Raw genomic sequence first — 15,610 nt, forward strand, 5'->3', positions numbered from 1 at the left:
CCCGCCCCCGCCCGGGAGCCGCGCCGGGCGCCCGAGCGCGCCCGCGCCGAGGCGCGTGGCCCGCGCCGGGAGAGTGAGGACGACACGCCGGTCGGGCTCGGCTCCCACGTCCCGGCCTTCCTGATGAAGCCGACCGGGCCGCGCAAAAGCAAGGATTAGGGCGTTTGCCCCCGCGGCGGATGCCGGCGCTCGGACAGGAGCCGAGGCGGCATCCGGACGGGGAATGGGGCGCGCTCGGGGCCGCGGGAACTTTGCCGGTGTTTCCCAGGTGCGCTTAACGTCCTGGCGACCTTCCCCGTGCGAGACTGCGCCATCGGACGGGGGGCACCGTCCAGAGGAGTGGATGGCACCGGATGAGCCACGGCCCCGACCTCGACCGTGAACGCAGCCTCGTCCTGGCGCAGCGCAGCTTCGAGCTGATGCGAGACTACTGCACCTGCGCGACGCCGCGGGCCTATGCCGTCTGGTACGCCTATGTGGCGGGCACGCAGCCGCTGATGAACGACGCCATCAAGCGCCTGACCACGCAGAACGGCACCCTGACCAGCGCCGATATCGAGCAGCTGCACGACACCTACATCGACGGGCGCCGCCTCGCCGTCGAGATGGACCGAATGAACACCAGCCTGATCGCCGAGGTCGAGGGCATCATGGAGATGATCGACGTGTCGATCCACTCCACCGCCCGCTACGGGGAATCGCTGCAGGCCTTCAGCCACGACATCGCCAACACGGCGACAAGCCGCGCCCGGCTGAAGGAGATCGTCGGCACGATCGTCGCCAACACCCGCGACGTGACCGCCAACAACCGCACCCTCGAAGCCCGGATGCGCGAGAGCCGCACCGAGATCGAGACTCTGCGCGAAACCCTGGAGGCGGCCCGCCTCGAGAGCCTGACCGATCCGCTGACGGGCCTCGGCAACCGCAAGAGCTTCGAGGAAGGTCTGCGCCGGGCGACCGAGGGCGTCGGACCCGGCCGGCGCCCGTCGAGCCTGATCGTGCTCGACATCGACTATTTCAAGCGCTTCAACGACCTCTACGGCCACCTGACGGGCGACCAGGTGCTGCGCCTCGTCGCGATCGTGATGCGCGAGCATGTGGCACAGCCCGGCGCCACCCTCGCGCGCTTCGGCGGAGAGGAGTTCGGCATCGTCCTGCCGGAGACGGATGGGCGGACCGCCCGCGAGATCGCCGAGCGGGTCCGCACCAGCGTGACCGGCCGCGATCTCGTCAAGCGCTCGACGGGGGAATCGCTCGGCAAGGTGACGGTTTCGCTCGGCGTCGCGGTGCAGCGCGCCGACGACAATTCGGTCTCCCTGCTGGAGCGGGCCGATTCCTGCCTGTTCGCGGCCAAGCGCGCGGGACGCAACCGCACCGTCGACGAGTCGCAGACCGCCCTGCTGCCGAACGTCGCCTGAGCGGCGTCGGTTCGGGCGGCGCACCAAAGCCCTTCACAACTGCCTTCAAAGGGCCCTTGGCGGGCGGGCCCGGCGCCACGATATGCGCTCCAGTCCGCGTCCCCGGGAGCCTGCCGATGCCCCGCCTACCCGCTCTTCTCCTGCTCCTGTCGATGGGCGGCGCTGCTCTGGCGGCGGGCGACAAGGCGCCGGCCCGCGGGAGCCCCGAGCCGGTGATCGGCTGCACCTCGCTGGCCAATCTGCGCAGCCTCCTGCGCGACACCAAGGGCGACACCACCGCCGCCCTCGCGACCATCCGCGATCCGAAATCCGATCTCGGCTGCAGCACGGTCGAGCGCGTGGCGGTGACCGAGATCACCGACCACGTCGCCCTGGCCGGCCGGGCCTATGACTGCCTCGCCATCAAGGGCACGGCGGTGTGCCACTGGGTCGTGGCGGGCGCCGTCGTGCCCCCCGAGAAGCCCGCGGGCAAACCCAAGAAATAGCGGCGCTTCCGGGATCCAGGGCGGGATCCAGGGGAAGAGACAGGCCTCTTCCCCCGGATGCCTCAGCGCGCCTTCTTCGTCAGCTTCTGGGCGATCTCGAACATCTCCTCCGGCGCGTAATCCGGCGAGAAGGCCGAGGGGACGCCGGTGAGCTGGTGGATCTTGCCCCCGTCCGGCATCCCGTCCACCACCTCCAGTTCGCCCGGCGGATCGCCCGGCAGAGCCTGCTCGCCATTGCCCCAGAGGCCCGCGATCTCGCGGTAATCCTTCGGACTCCAGGTGTAGAGGCGGCGGTGCGAGCCCTCCTGGAGATATTTCTGGCTCTCGGGGATCTTCGAGAGGTCGATGTTGGGCGTCGGCAGGAATTTCTCGATTTCCACGCCGGTGATCTGCTTGAGGGCGAGCGCGTAGGCATGGGCGTGGACCGAGCCGCGCACCAGCAGGTAGCCGCAGACCTCGCGGCCGGTCGGGTCGGAGAGCGTCTCGTAGACCCGCAGCTTGTGCAGCCGCGCGCCGCATTCGAGGTGGAAGTTGTGCAGCAGGTCGACGACGACGTTGCCGGTCGAGGTGATGAAGTCGTTGTTCCACGAGACGCCGTTGCTGTTGATCGGCGCCGCGCCGCCGCCACCCGACAGGAAGGCCGCCGCGAGACGGATGTCCTTCATGTCCTCGAACGGCGCGCCGGAGATGTCGCCGCCGGGCGTCTCGTCACCGTCGTTGTCGGGCCCGTTGTTGAGCATGGCGACGCCGTTGCTGACCAGCTCCACATGGCCGAGTTCCTCGGCCGTGATGCTGGCGACCAGGCTGTAGAACGGCTTGAGCTTGTCTTTGCTGCGGAAGTTGAAGCTCTGGAACATGTAGTTCCCGAGCGTGGACATCTCGCCGTACTTTCCACCCAGGAGTTCCTGGAGGGCGGCGGCCGCGTTGGGGTCCCGGCGCTTGGGAGCGGGCAGCTCCGCCTGGAGCTGATCGACGCGCATGAACATGGGAGGGAATTCCTTACCGCGTGTGAAGTCCGCAGCGGTGAAACCTCCGCTCCCAGCCCCTGTTCCGGCGCCGCGCCCGGTTCCCGACGCCCTCGGCGTCGATGAGGTCGTCGCTCCGATCGGGGCGATCATCGGCCATGCGGGCTAACATGATGCAGGCAAACGACACTTGCCCTGGATACAGGATCTTGCCCTGGATACAGGATACAGTGCGTTGAGCGTGATCCACGGCTCTGATAGCACCCGCGCCACGGCCCTCGCGCGAAGACGGGGGCATTGGAGGAGCGCGTCCCCGTGACACCCTGGAACCAAGTCTACGATCCATTCGGGAACCAATGGCTCTCGACCTTCATGGCCTCGCTGCCGGTCATCGCCCTGCTCGGGATGATCGCGAGCGGCAAGATCAAGGTCCACATCGCCGCCATCCTCGCCCTCATCGTCGCCTTCCTGGTGGCGGTGGTGGCCTTCGGCATGCCGACCGATCTCGCCGTTCGGGCGACCATCCTCGGCGTGGTCACGGGCATGTTCCCGATCGGCTGGATCATCCTCAACGTCATCTTCCTCTACCGGCTCACGGTGGAGAAAGGGTGGTTCGCGGTCCTTCAGCAATCGGTCGCGGGCATCACCGAGGACCGGCGCATCCAGTTGCTGCTGGTGGCCTTCGCCTTCGGCGCCTTCTTCGAGGGCGCGGGCGGCTTCGGCACCCCGGTCGCCGTCACCGGCGCCATCCTGATCGGCCTCGGCTTCTCGCCGCTCGCGGCCTCGGGCCTGTCGCTCATCGCCAACACGGCCCCGGTGGCCTACGGGGCGCTCGGCGCTCCCGTGCAGGGTCTCGCCTCGGTGACGGGCTACGATCCCTACATCCTCGGCGCGATGATCGGCCGTCAGCTGCCGTTCTTCTCGGTGATCGTGCCGTTCTGGCTGATCTGGGTGTTCGCGGGCTTCCGCGGCATGATGGCGATCTGGCCGCCCATCGCGGTCTGCGGCGTCTCCTTCGCGCTCGCCCAGTTCCTGATCTCGAACTACGTCAATCCCTGGATCGTCGATATCGGCGCCTCGCTCGCGTCGATGGGGGCCCTCGTCCTCTTCCTGAAGTTCTGGCGCCCGGCCCAGGTCTGGACCTCGCCCGCTCTGCGCGGCCACGATCCCTCGATCGGCTACGGCGCGCCCAAGCCCGCCTCCCTCGGCGCGGGCGTGCCGAGCGATCTGCCGAAGGTCCAGCTCGGCGGCCGCACCGCCTCCTCGCAGGCGATCTTCATGGCCTGGGTGCCGTGGATCATCCTCTCGGTGATCGTGGCGATCTGGGGCACCGGCTGGTTCAAGGGCATCGTCAACCCGATCTTCTCGTGGAAATACGAGGTACCGGGCCTGCACAACATGATCATGAAGGTGCCGCCGGTGGAGGCCGCCCCGAAGGCCGAGGCAGCAATCTTCAACTTCACCTACATGTCCTACACCGGCACGGGCGTGCTGTTCGCCGCGATCATCTCCGGCTTCATCATGCGCTTCTCGCCGCTGCGCCTGGTCACCGCCTATCTCGAGACGATCTGGGTGCTGCGCTACTCGCTCATCACCATCGCGGCGATGTTGGCGCTCGGCGTGCTCACCCGCTACGCGGGCGTCGACGCGACGCTGGGTCTGGCGTTTGCCGGCACCGGCATCCTCTACCCGTTCTTCGGCACGCTGCTGGGCTGGCTCGGCGTCGCGCTGACGGGGTCGGACACCGCCTCCAACGTGCTGTTCGGCGGCCTGCAGCGGATCACCTCCGAGCAGCTCGGCCTGTCGGGCATCCTGATGGCCTCGGCCAACTCCTCGGGCGGCGTGATGGGCAAGATGATCGACGCGCAGTCGATCGTCGTGGCCTCCACCGCGACCGGGTATTTCGGCCAGGAGAGCAAGATCCTGCGCTTCGTGTTCTGGCACTCGATCGTGCTGGCCTGCCTCGTCGGTGGCCTCGTGATGCTCCAGGCCTACGTCTACCCGTTCACCGAGATGGTGATCCACCCGCCGGCGAGCGTCGCGCCCGCGCACTGAGCGGCGCCGGGGCGACCGCAGACACGAGAGAGGCCCGCCCCGTCGCCACGGGGCGGGCCTTTCGGCTTTTTGCGGTTCGGCGCGGGGCGCGCGGATGCTCAGGGGGCTCCGGTCGAATCCGGCTTCGCCACCGGGGCCGCGGGCCGGGCGAGCCGCCCCTCCTCGGCCTTGTGAATGTACTGGCTGGCCACGAGCCAGCCCTTGAAGAAGCGCAGCGGCAGGGTGCAGGCGATCAGCACCACCGGCAGCGTCAGCGCGAAATGGAGCCAGACCGGCGGATCGTAGGTCAGTTCGAGCCACAGGCCGAAGCCGAGCGCCGGGATGGCGGTGGTCATCATCACGAAGAAGGCCGGCCCGTCGGCCGGGTCGGCGAAGGCGAAGTCGAGGCCGCAGGCATCGCAGGACGGCGCGATCTCCAGGAAGCCCTTGAACAGGTGGCCTCGGCCGCAGCGCGGGCAGGCGCTGCGCACGGCGCAGGCGATGGGGGACTGGGGGATGGGGTCGGGCATCGAACCTCTCCTGGCCAGGCAACCGGGCCCGGCCGCGACGGTTCGCTCCCATCCCAGGCTCGCGACATCCCGGCAAGGGGGCGCGATGACCGGCGCGCCGTCGGGATGAAGGCGCCGGGCCAGGACGTATCTACCCGTGTCCGCCGCCGCACCCACATCTTCCCGATGTTCTTCCGCCGCGCCCGCCCCGACAGCCTCTTGGATCTGCCCGCCATCGAGACCGGGCGGCTGTCGATCGGGCCGCTCGCCCCCGGCGACGCCCCGGCGCTGCACCGCCTCACCGACGATCCGGCCATCACCGGCGCGGTCGACTTCCTCGCCGATCCCTTCACCCTGGAGGACGCGCAGGCGCTGATCGCGGGCGGCCGGCACGGGCGCGACCGGTTCCTCGGCGTCTGGGCGCGCGCGCCCGGCCCGGACGGAGCCACGCCCTTGCTCGGCGTGGTCGGCACGCATCTGCGCGGGGAGGGGGCGATCGAGATCGGCTACTGGATCGGCGGCGCGGCCCGCGGACGCGGCTTCGGGGCGGAAGCGGTGGGCGGCGTCCTCGCCCTAATGCGCCGCCGCTTCCCGCGCCGGGCGATCCTGGCCGAGTGCCGCCCGGGCAACGTCGCCTCCTGGGGCCTCCTGCACAAGCTCGGCTTCCGCGAGACCGGCGCGGAGGGCCATCGCCCGGGCCGGCGCCAGCTGCTGCTCGAGGAGGCCTGATCTCCCCACGACGGCGGGGCGTCCGGCGGGAGCCGGGGAGAGCCCCCGCGCTCCTGTCCGCATGCGGCGCGGAGGGACGGGCTGCCTTGCCCAAAAGGACGGGCAGTCATCCGCGCCGAAATGGCTTAACTCTCATGGTGATGGGGCCGGATGCCGAGGGCGCCGGCCCGCCGGAAGGCGTGACCCACCATGATGGCCTGCGCAGCAGCGGACACCGGAAGCGGCCCCGCGGGGACCGTCCCGCGCCCGGGGGAAGGGACGCTCCGCCTTCTCCTCGTGGACGACCACCCCCTGTTCCGCGAGGCGCTGGCGAGCGCGATCGCGCTCGCCTTTCCCGGGGCCGAGCTGCACGAGGCGGACGGCATCCGCGGAGCCTGCGAGATCCTGGAGCGCACCCCCGCCATCGACCTCACGCTCCTCGACCTGACCATGCAGGGGGTCGCCGGCTTCGACGGGCTCGTCGGCATCCGCACCCGCTTCCCCCGGGTGCCGATCCTGATCGTCTCCGGGCTGGAGGAGCCGCGCATCATGCACGAGGCCGTGCGTCACGGCGCGGCGGGCTTCGTGCCGAAGGCGGTCGACAAGGCGACGCTGACCCGGGCGATCTCCGAGGTGCTCAACGGCGCCCTGTTCCTGCCGCCCGACCTCGCCGCCCCGCCGCCGACCGCCCGCCCCAGCCGGAAGCCGCCCCTCGCCGAGCGCGTCGCCCGCCTCACCCCGCAGCAGATGCGGGTCCTGAGCATGATCCGCCAGGGCAAGCTCAACAAGCAGATCGCCCACGAGCTCCAGGTCGGCGACTCGACCGTGAAGGCCCATGTCTCCGAGATCCTCCGGAAGCTCGAGGTCATCAGCCGCACGCAGATCGTGATCGAGACGGCCTATCTCGACTTCGATCAAACCGGCGGGGGATTCTGAGGCGATCCTCGAACGATCCGCGCGACGGCCCCCGGCCTCGCGCGGCGGGGCCGGAACGATCCGGCGCGGGCACCGTCCCGGACAGGCCGGGCCCGCCGGATTGCGAGGCCGATGCGCGCCGTGACGGCCTCACGATTTCAGCCGCTCGATCAACCCCTGGATCCGTCCGGGCAGCGGCTCCCCGTCCGGGCGGGCGTAGAGATCCCGCAGCTGGCGGCCGATCTCGGCGAGGCTCATCGTGCCCTTGACGATGAGCCGGTCGGCCTGCCGGCCCAGGCTCTCCTTCTCGGCCGGGGTGACCTCCTTGGCGGTCAGCACCACGACGGGGATCGTGCCGTCCGGGCGGCCGCGCAGTGCCCGGAGGAAGGCGAAGCCGTCCATCACCGGCATCATCAGATCGAGCAGGATCAGGCTGGGGCGGGCGACGTCGAGGCATTCGAGCGCCTCGGCGCCGTTGCCCGCCTCGCGCACCTGCCAGCCGTCGCGCCGCAGCGTGCGGCGCACCCGCTCGCGGGCCTCCGGGTCGTCGTCGACGACGAGGACGCTGCCCTCGTGCCCGGCCGGGCGGTAGCGCTCCATCGTGTCCTTGAGGGCGCCCCAGTCGATCGGCTTGACGAGGTAGTCGGTCGCGCCGAGCACGTGGGCGAGGCTGAACTCGTTGACGACGCTGGTGATGATGACCGGCGTGTCGGCGATGTCCGGATCGGTGCGGATCGCGTGCAGCACCGCCCAGCCGTCCATGCGCGGCATCTCGATGTCGAGGAGGATGGCCCGCGGCTTCAACGCCCGGGCCAGCGTCAGCCCGGCCCGTCCGTCATGGGCGGTGCGCACGCGAAAGCCCTCGCGTTCCAGGAAGCGCTGGAGCAGGTCGCGGGCGGCCGGGTCGTCGTCGACGAGGAGCACCACGTCCTGCGGGCTGACCGCGCCCGCGGTGATCGCGCGCACCTGCGCGGCGACGGTCTCGGCCTGCATCGCCTCCTCGCGGGCGGCGAGTTCGGCGGGCAGGCGGATCGTGAAGGTCGCGCCCTCGCCGAACGTGCTCGCCACGTCGATCGTCCCGCCCATGCGCTCGCAGAAGGCCCGGGTGATGGCGAGGCCGAGGCCGGTGCCGCCGAACTGGCGGGTGGTCGATTCGTCGGCCTGGGAGAAGCGCTCGAACAGGCGGCCCCTCTGCTCGTCCGTGAGCCCGATCCCGGTATCGGCGACCGCGAAGGCGAGCCAGCCGGCGCCGGCCTCCTCGGAGCGCCGCACGCTCAGGGTGATGTCGCCGTCCTCCGAGAACTTGGCGGCGTTGCCGACGAGGTTGATCAGCGACTGGCGCAGCTTGAGCTGGTCCTGGTGCATGGTGCCGAGATCGGGCCCGAGGTCGAGGTGGAAGCGGTTGCGCTTCTTCCCGATGAGCGACTGCGTCGCGGCGCAGACATCCTCGACCAGCGTCGCGACATCGAAGGTCTCGGCCGAGAGGGTCATGCGCCCGGCTTCGATCTTCGAGATGTCAAGCACGTCGTTGATGAGCCCGAGCAAGTGGCGGGCCGAGGCCTCGATCTTGCGCAGGTCCGGCAGCAAGTCGGCCTGCCCCAGATCCTCCAGCTCCTCGCCGAGCATCTCGGAATAGCCGATCACCGCCGAGAGCGGCGTGCGCAGCTCGTGGCTCATGTTGGCCAGGAACTGGCTTTTCGCGAGGTTGGCGGCCTCCGCCGCCGCGCGGGCGCGCTCGACCTCGGCCTCGGCCTCCTTGCGGGCGGTGATGTCGATGTTGAGCCCGACCCATTCGCGGATCGCCCCGTCTTCGCCGAGGACGGGCACGCCCCGCACCTCGGTGTCGCGCCAAGCGCCGTCGAAGCGGCGCAGGCGGTACTCGACCGCGTAGGGCCTGGCCGTCTCGACGCATTCGGCCCAGATCTCGGCGGCCCGCGCCCGGTCCTCGGGATGGACCGCGTCGACCCAGCCCCAGCCCTGGTAAGCCTCCTCGCTCTGGCCGGTATAGGCGGCCCAGCGCGGCTGGGGCGGCATCAGCGCGCCCTCGGGCGTGGTGTTCCAGATCACCGCCGCCGACGCATCCACCAGGGCGCGGAAGCGTTGCTCGGAGCGGGCGAGCGCCTCCTGCGCCGCGCGGGTCTCGGTGATGTCGGTGTTGGTGCCGTACCAGCGCAGGACCGTGCCGCCGGCGTCGCGCACCGGCTCGGCGAGCGACAGGAACCAGCGATAGGAGCCGTCCGCCCCGCGTAAGGGAAAGGTGTCCTGCCAGGACCGGCCCGCGGCGATGCAGGCGGCGAAGCGCGCGGCGGCGCCGTCCAGATGGTCCGGGTGGTGCAGCCGTCGCCAGCCGTGATCGGCCATCTCGGCGGGCGTGGTGCCGGTATAGTCGTACCAGCGCCGGTTGTACCAGACGAGGGTGCCGTCGGGCTCGGCGATCCAGGCGAGCTGGGGCAGGGCATCCGCGAGGTTGCGGAAATCCGCCTCGGTCGGCGGAGCGGCCGGCGGGTGGTCCGGAGCCGGGGCCCTCTGATCGTCGCGTGCCGTCACGGTGTCCCTCCCCGAAGGTCTCGCGACCACGCGGCCCGCTGCGGCCGCATGGCTTCTGCTCCCAATGGCCTCAGCGCCCGATGGCCTCAGCGCCGCAGCCGGTTGCCGAGCACGAAGCCGAACAGGCCCATCAGCACGATGCCCACCGCCCCCTGGAGCCCGACGAGCAGGTTCGTGACCCGGCCGTCCGGCTTCACGCCGATCTCCGGCGGGTTGGCGGTCATCATGTTGAGCGCACTGTAGCTCACGAGGTCGAGGGGGTTGCGGATCGGCACGCCCGGGGTCGCCTCGAAGGACAGGCCGCCGGCCACCCCGTAGGCGGCGGCGAACAGCAGAATGCCGATCACGAAGGCCCGGACGATGCGCGAGAGGCTCTCGCCGTAATCGCACAGCCACTCGACGTAACGGTCGGCGATCCAGCGATAGCCGTGGACGGCCATGCCGCGCGGGTCGCGCTTCGACACGGCGTCGCGGGCCTGCGCGCCGGCGTGGCGGCGGCCCATGCGGCGTCCGCGCTTGTAGGCCCAGCTCGCCCCCGCATGGCTGCCGATGCCGTGGAGGTTGCGCTCGAGTGCCAGATAGCTCGCCTGCGCCGCCTCGAACTCGCCCGCGACCTCCTCGCCGACCGCGCCGCCGAGCTGCTCGACCGAGAGCCGCACGCCCTCCAGCCACGCCCCGGCGAAGCGCGCGTGGCGGAGCTGGCAGGTGGTGAGGTCCAGCCGCACCAGGCTGGTGCGGGAGAAGTCCGCCCCCGAGAGATCCGCCCCCTCGAGCCGGCAGCCGGCGAGGTTGGCGCCGCGCAGGCGCGAGCCGGTGAGCCGCGCCTTCTTCAGGTTCGCGCCCTCGAAATCCGCCCCCGTCAGGTTGCAGTCGGACAGGTTCGCCTCCTCGAGGCGGGCGGCGCGGAACACGCTGTCGTCGGCATCCGCCCCGGAGAAATCGGTGCCCCACAGGTCGGCGCCGGGGAAGCGGGCCCCGTCGAGGAGCGCGCGGCGGAACCGGGCGAAGCGCATGACGGCGCCGGAGAAATCGGCATCCTCCAGCATCGCCTCGCCGAAACCGGCCTGGCCCGCCACGACGCCGTGGAAGCGGGCGCCGCTGAGATCGGCGCCGGAGAAATCGGCCTCCTCCAGGCAGGCGCCCTCGAAGCCCGCCGAGCGGGCCAGCGCCCCCTTCAGGCGCGCCCGCCGCAGGTTGGCCCCCGACAGATCGGTCTCCTCCAGCCGCGCCCCGGCGAGGTCGGCCTCCCCGAGGTCGAGTCCGCCGGCCCCGTCCGTCCACCAGCGCGGCGGGGCGCGCGGGTCGATCCGGCCTTCGAGCGCCGCGCGACCGAGCCGCAATCCGGCGAGGCCGCCGCGCCCCTCCGCCGCCAGGGGCGGCTGGCCCGAAGCGAGCCGGGCGAGCACATTCGCGACCCGATCGTCTTCCTCCGCTCCGCCGTGTTGCACCGCCGCGTTCCCCGCCATATCCCACCCTCGCGCCCATGGTCGGGCCCACGGTCGGGCCCATGGTCGGGCCGCGTCCCGAGCAACACGGCCCGAGCGATACAGGCAGCCCGCCCCCGATGGCGAGCCGTTTGCGACGATCGGGCCGTCAGCGCGTTGGTGCGGTGCGCGACGCCGGCACGATTGCTGCGCGCCGGGCGCGCGAGAGGGGATGGGCGGGCGTGTCGGGCAAGATCCTGTTGGTGGAAGACCACGAGGAGATCTGGGACTTCCTGTCCCGGCGCCTCAAGCGCCGCGGCTACGAGGTGATTCTGGCGCATGACGGCGAGGCCGGCGTGCAGCAGGCCCGCGCCGCGCAGCCCGACGTGATCCTGCTCGACATGAACCTGCCGGTCCTCGACGGCTGGTCGACGGCGCGCGCCCTCAAGGCCGGCGGCGACACCCGGGCCATCCCGATCATCGCGCTCACCGCCCACGCCATGTCGGGCGACCGCGACAAGGCGATCCAGGCGGGCTGCGACGACTACCATCCCAAGCCGATCGACTTCCCGAAGCTCCTGAGCCAGATCGGCGCCGCGATCGGAGCGGCGTCCTGAGCACGTCCGCGGCGCGGGGCAGGCGGCGGGCCCGATGAGCGAGGATCCGGTCACGGCGCGCCTCCTGCGGCGGGCGCTACCGGTGGTGACGAGCCTCGCCTCGCTGCTCCTCGTCGTCACGCTGGCCGGGGCGCTCTCCCTCGGCCGCGACATCCTGGTCCCGGTGGCTCTGGCCATCCTGCTGAGCTTCGTCCTGCTGCCGGCGGTGCGCGCCCTGCGGCGCTGGCGGGTGCCGCGGGCCGCCGCCGTGCTGGTCGTCGTGGTCCTGGCCTTCGGCCTCCTCGCCGCCATCGGCGGGCTGATCGCCCGGGAGGCGGCCCAGCTCGCCATCGACCTGCCCCGCTACTCGCTGACCTTGCGCGAGAAGATCACCGCCTTGCGCGCCGCCACCGCCGAGCGCGGCGGCCTGTCGGACAGCTTCTCCGGCTTCTTCGACATGGCCGAGGAGATCGGCAGGGAATTGCAGCCGCCCGTCCCCGAGGGGGAGAGCGACGCCCGGCTCGGCACCGCCGCGCGGCCGATGCAGGTCGAGATCCACGCGCCCCGCTCCGGCCTCCTGAAGACCCTGGGCTCGGTCGCGGGGGGCGTGCTGCATCCGCTGGCGACGCTTGGCCTGATCCTGCTCTTCACGATCTTCATCCTGCTCCAGCGGGAGGATCTGCGGAACCGGGCGATCCGGCTCGCGGGCTCCAGCGACCTGCGCCGCACCACGGCGGCGATCGACGACGCCACCGGGCGGCTGAGCCGGCTCTTCCTGGCGCAGCTCGTGCTCAACCTCGCCTTCGGCGTCGTGATCGGCGCGGGGCTCTGGGCGATCGGCGTGCCGAGCCCGATCCTGTTCGGGGTCATCGCCGGGATCTCCCGCTTCGTGCCCTATGTCGGCGCCGTCATCAGCGCGGTCCTGCCCCTGGCCATCGCGGTCGCGGTCGATCCCGGCTGGTCGATGGCGATCCAGGTCGCGATCCTGTTCATCGTGGTCGAGCCGATCGCCGGCCACGTGGTCGAGCCGCTGCTCTACGGGCATTCGACCGGCATCTCGCCGATGGCCGTGATCCTGGCGGCGACGATCTGGACCTTCCTGTGGGGGCCGATCGGCCTTCTGCTCGCGACCCCGCTCACGGTCTGCCTCGTGGTGCTCGGGCGCCATGTCGAGCGGCTGTGGTTCCTCGACGTGCTGCTCGGCGACCGCCCGGCGCTGGGCCCCCAGGAGATCTTCTACCAGCGCATGCTCGCGGGCGACCCGGCCGAGGCGATCGAGCAGGGGCGTCTGTTCCTGAAGGAACGGGCGCTCGTCACCTACTACGACGAGGTGGTGCTGGCCGGCCTGCGGATGGCGCAGGAGGACGCCGCCCGCGGCAGCCTCGACCGGGCGCGGCAGGCGGAGGTCGGGGAAAGCGTGCGCGCCGTGGTCGAGACCCTCGGGCAGACGCGGGCGCGCGGGCTCCTGCGGCGGCGCTCCAGTCCCGTCGGCGCGGAGGCCGAGGCGGCGCTGGCCGCGATCGGGCCGGACCGGCGCAACGCCGGCACCGTCCTGCGGCGCGAGGATGTCGCCCCCCCCTGGCAGGGGGAGGCGCCGGTCCTGTGCGTGTCGAGCGGCGGCGCCTTCGACGAGGCCGCCACCCTGATGCTCGCCCAGACCCTGACCCGCCACGGCCTCGCGGCGCGGGTCGCCGGGAAGGACACATGGCGCGAGGGACTGAGCGGACCTTGGGCGCCGGGGGAGCGGCCGGCGCTGATCTGCTTCTCCTATCTGGAACCGATCAGCCTGTCGCAGATCCGGCTGACCATCCGACGGGCCCGGCAGGCCCTGCCGGGGGTGACGGTCCTCGTCGGCTTCTGGCGCGAGCGCGACCCGGCCTCCGTCGGCCGCCTGCGCCGCCAGATCGCCGCCGACGGGCTGGCGACCTCCCTCAGCGACGCCCTCGACGCCGCCCTGGAGCGGGCCCGGGCGGCGTAATATCAAATCCGGTTGATCCCTTCGGGATGGCGGATTTGGGCTTCGCTCAAACGCCGCGCGGGCTGGACTGATCCGGGCGGGCCCCACGCTCGGCGGGGATCCGCTTGGGGTGGAGGCCGGCTCTCGGAGAACGGCGATGCCGCAGGCGCGCGTTCGGACCCGTCCCCGATCCGATCTCCGGGACGGGTCTGGTCTGCCGCGGGCGGCCTCACGCCTCCGGGGTCGCCAGGTCGTGGCCGGCCATGCGCTCCAGCGCGCGCACCATGGCGGAGTGGTCCCAGCCCCGTCCGCCCTGGGCCACGCAGGCATTGAACAGCTCCTGGGCGGTCGCGGTGTTGGGCAGGGACACGCCGATCTCCCGGGCGGCCTGCAGGGCGAGGTTCAGGTCCTTCTGGTGCAGCTCGATCCGGAACCCCGGGTCGAAGCTGCGCTTGACCATGCGCTCGCCATGCACCTCCAGGATGCGGGAGGCGGCAAATCCCCCCATCAGGGCCTGGCGTACCCGGGCCGGGTCGGCGCCCGACTTGGCGGCGAAGACCAGCGCCTCGGCCACCGCCTCGATGTTGAGGGCGACGATGATCTGGTTGGCGACCTTGGTGATCTGGCCGTCGCCGTTGCCGCCGACCAGCGTGATGGTCTTGCCCATCGCCTCGAACAGGGGCCGCGCCCGCGCGAAGGCCGCCTCGGGGCCGCCCACCATGATGGTCAGGCTGCCGGCCCGGGCGCCGACCTCGCCGCCCGAGACCGGCGCGTCGAGATAGTCGCAGCCGAGGGCGTTGATGCGGCGGGCGAAGTCCTTGGTGGCGAGCGGAGCGATCGAGCTCATGTCGATCACGAGGGTGCCGGGGCGCAGGCCCTCGGCGACGCCGCCGGGGCCGAACAGGACCGCCTCGACCTGGGGCGTGTCCGGCACCATGGTGATGACGACCTCCGCCTCCTCGGCGACTGCGGCGGCGCTGTCGCAGGCGCGGCCGCCGGCCGCGATCAGGTCGGCGGGAACCGGCCGCGCGCCGGATTTCAGGAGGAGGGTGTGTCCGGCCGCGATGAGGTTGGCCGCCATGGGGCGGCCCATGATGCCGAGTCCGATGAAGCCGATCTTCATGGTGGTGCGCCTCGTTGTGTCGGAAAAGGTCGGGGAGCGGCTCGGCGCCCGCGAGGGCGGGGGGCGGCCATCCGCCGAAGGCAGGGATCCGCAAGCATCGGCCGCGATTCCCCGCGGGGTGATCGCGCTCAGGCGCCGGACGCCTTGAACCGGCCCGCCAGCGCCTCGGAGGTGCGCGCGAGCAGGCCCATGTCAGAGCCGACCGCCGTGAATCGGGTGCCGGCGGCGACGTAGCGATGGGCGAGTTCCTCGTTCGCCGTCAGGATGCCGGCCGCCTTGCCGGTGCGGACGATGCGGGCAATCGTCTCCTCGACCACGCGCACCACCTCCGGGTGGTTCTGCTGGCCGAGGAAGCCGAGGCTGGTCGAGAGGTCGCCGGGGCCGATGAACACGCCGTCGACGCCCTCGACCGCCGCGATCTCCTCCAGGTTGTCCAGCGCCCGGCGGGACTCGATCTGGACGGCGACGAAGATCTCGGCCTCGCAGCGGGCGTGATAATCGGGGATGCGCCCGAACCGGGCGGCCCGGGGCGCCTGCGAGAAGCCGCGCAGGCCGCGCGGCGCGTAGCGGGTCGCCGCGACCGCGCGACGGGCCTGGTCCGCGTCGTCGATGTTGGGGATCATCAGCGACTGCGCGCCGGTGTCGAGGATGCGCTTGATCGTGATCGGCTCGTCGCTCGGCACCCGCACCATGGCGCTGGCGGTGCCCTCGGCCATGGCCTGGAGCTGGCCGTAGATGTCGCGCAGGTCGTTGGCCGAGTGCTCCATGTCGAGGAGCAGCCAGTCGAAGCCGGAGCCGGCCACGATCTCCGTCGAGATCGGGCTGGCGAGGCTGCACCACAGGCCGATCTGCTGCCGGCCCTCGGCGAGCGCCGCCTTGAAGCGGTTCTTCAGGATGTCCATCGGAGGTCTCCGCGAGAGGGGAAAAGG

General features: G+C 71.6%; 13 protein-coding genes. 7 read left to right on the forward strand and 6 right to left on the reverse strand.

Features of this window, described 5'->3' with window-relative positions; all coding sequences use genetic code 11:
• Window positions 1-353: 353 nt before the first annotated feature.
• A complete protein-coding gene (locus tag LW587_RS13680; protein WP_232630141.1) occupies window positions 354-1,418 on the forward strand; it encodes a GGDEF domain-containing protein in 1,065 nt (354 codons plus the stop codon).
• Between the two features lie 116 nt (window positions 1,419-1,534).
• On the forward strand, window positions 1,535-1,903 hold the full coding sequence (locus tag LW587_RS13685; protein WP_232630142.1) for a hypothetical protein: 369 nt from the start codon (window positions 1,535-1,537) through the stop codon (window positions 1,901-1,903).
• A gap of 62 nt (window positions 1,904-1,965) precedes the next feature.
• On the opposite strand, the gene LW587_RS13690 is transcribed toward LW587_RS13685, so the two are convergent.
• A complete protein-coding gene (locus LW587_RS13690; protein WP_232630143.1) occupies window positions 1,966-2,889 on the reverse strand; it encodes a manganese catalase family protein in 924 nt (307 codons plus the stop codon).
• Window positions 2,890-3,183: 294 nt separating this feature from the next.
• Here LW587_RS13690 and LW587_RS13695 point away from each other — a divergent pair, with 294 nt between their 5' ends.
• A complete protein-coding gene (locus LW587_RS13695; protein ID WP_232630144.1) occupies window positions 3,184-4,923 on the forward strand; it encodes an L-lactate permease in 1,740 nt (579 codons plus the stop codon).
• A gap of 98 nt (window positions 4,924-5,021) precedes the next feature.
• Here the strand turns inward: LW587_RS13695 and LW587_RS13700 are convergent, their stop codons facing one another.
• Complete coding sequence (locus tag LW587_RS13700; protein WP_232630145.1) at window positions 5,022-5,432, reverse strand: DUF983 domain-containing protein; 411 nt, start codon at window positions 5,430-5,432, stop codon at window positions 5,022-5,024.
• Window positions 5,433-5,597: 165 nt separating this feature from the next.
• Between LW587_RS13700 and LW587_RS13705 the strand changes: the two genes are divergently transcribed.
• Together LW587_RS13705 and LW587_RS13710 are read left to right on the forward strand one after the other, a co-directional pair.
• Window positions 5,598-6,140 carry a GNAT family N-acetyltransferase gene (locus tag LW587_RS13705; protein ID WP_232630185.1) on the forward strand — a complete coding sequence of 181 codons (543 nt, stop codon included), beginning with the start codon at window positions 5,598-5,600 and terminating at the stop codon, window positions 6,138-6,140.
• A gap of 189 nt (window positions 6,141-6,329) precedes the next feature.
• Window positions 6,330-7,055, forward strand: coding sequence for a response regulator (locus tag LW587_RS13710; protein WP_232630146.1), 726 nt, complete (start codon window positions 6,330-6,332; stop codon window positions 7,053-7,055).
• A 129-nt stretch (window positions 7,056-7,184) separates the two neighbouring features.
• On the opposite strand, the gene LW587_RS13715 is transcribed toward LW587_RS13710, so the two are convergent.
• Together LW587_RS13715 and LW587_RS13720 are read right to left on the reverse strand one after the other, a co-directional pair.
• Window positions 7,185-9,581, reverse strand: a complete 2,397-nt coding sequence (locus LW587_RS13715; protein ID WP_232630147.1) for a response regulator — start codon at window positions 9,579-9,581, stop codon at window positions 7,185-7,187.
• Between the two features lie 86 nt (window positions 9,582-9,667).
• Window positions 9,668-11,029 (reverse strand): pentapeptide repeat-containing protein, encoded by a 1,362-nt coding sequence (locus tag LW587_RS13720; RefSeq protein WP_232630186.1) that lies wholly within the window; start codon window positions 11,027-11,029, stop codon window positions 9,668-9,670.
• 218 nt (window positions 11,030-11,247) lie between these two features.
• Between LW587_RS13720 and LW587_RS13725 the strand changes: the two genes are divergently transcribed.
• Together LW587_RS13725 and LW587_RS13730 are read left to right on the forward strand one after the other, a co-directional pair.
• A complete protein-coding gene (locus LW587_RS13725) occupies window positions 11,248-11,622 on the forward strand; it encodes a response regulator (protein ID WP_232630148.1) in 375 nt (124 codons plus the stop codon).
• 34 nt (window positions 11,623-11,656) lie between these two features.
• Window positions 11,657-13,579 (forward strand): AI-2E family transporter, encoded by a 1,923-nt coding sequence (locus tag LW587_RS13730; RefSeq protein WP_232630149.1) that lies wholly within the window; start codon window positions 11,657-11,659, stop codon window positions 13,577-13,579.
• 208 nt (window positions 13,580-13,787) lie between these two features.
• On the opposite strand, the gene LW587_RS13735 is transcribed toward LW587_RS13730, so the two are convergent.
• Together LW587_RS13735 and LW587_RS13740 are read right to left on the reverse strand one after the other, a co-directional pair.
• Window positions 13,788-14,681, reverse strand: coding sequence for a 2-hydroxy-3-oxopropionate reductase (locus tag LW587_RS13735; RefSeq protein ID WP_232630150.1), 894 nt, complete (start codon window positions 14,679-14,681; stop codon window positions 13,788-13,790).
• Window positions 14,682-14,809: 128 nt separating this feature from the next.
• Complete coding sequence (locus tag LW587_RS13740) at window positions 14,810-15,583, reverse strand: HpcH/HpaI aldolase family protein (protein ID WP_232630151.1); 774 nt, start codon at window positions 15,581-15,583, stop codon at window positions 14,810-14,812.
• Window positions 15,584-15,610: the final 27 nt, after the last annotated feature.

It is taken from the genome of Methylobacterium sp. Leaf118, assembly GCF_920984675.1.
Lineage (GTDB): Bacteria > Pseudomonadota > Alphaproteobacteria > Rhizobiales > Beijerinckiaceae > Methylobacterium.

Coding starts and splice junctions, on each gene's coding strand:
- LW587_RS13680 (WP_232630141.1), top strand. CDS start 354: ATGAGCCACGGCCCCGACCTCGACCGTGAACGCAGCCTCGTCCTGGCG.
- LW587_RS13685 (WP_232630142.1), top strand. CDS start 1,535: ATGCCCCGCCTACCCGCTCTTCTCCTGCTCCTGTCGATGGGCGGCGCT.
- LW587_RS13690 (WP_232630143.1), bottom strand. CDS start 2,889: ATGTTCATGCGCGTCGATCAGCTCCAGGCGGAGCTGCCCGCTCCCAAG.
- LW587_RS13700 (WP_232630145.1), bottom strand. CDS start 5,432: ATGCCCGACCCCATCCCCCAGTCCCCCATCGCCTGCGCCGTGCGCAGC.
- LW587_RS13705 (WP_232630185.1), top strand. CDS start 5,598: ATGTTCTTCCGCCGCGCCCGCCCCGACAGCCTCTTGGATCTGCCCGCC.
- LW587_RS13710 (WP_232630146.1), top strand. CDS start 6,330: ATGATGGCCTGCGCAGCAGCGGACACCGGAAGCGGCCCCGCGGGGACC.
- LW587_RS13730 (WP_232630149.1), top strand. CDS start 11,657: ATGAGCGAGGATCCGGTCACGGCGCGCCTCCTGCGGCGGGCGCTACCG.
- LW587_RS13735 (WP_232630150.1), bottom strand. CDS start 14,681: ATGAAGATCGGCTTCATCGGACTCGGCATCATGGGCCGCCCCATGGCG.
- LW587_RS13740 (WP_232630151.1), bottom strand. CDS start 15,583: ATGGACATCCTGAAGAACCGCTTCAAGGCGGCGCTCGCCGAGGGCCGG.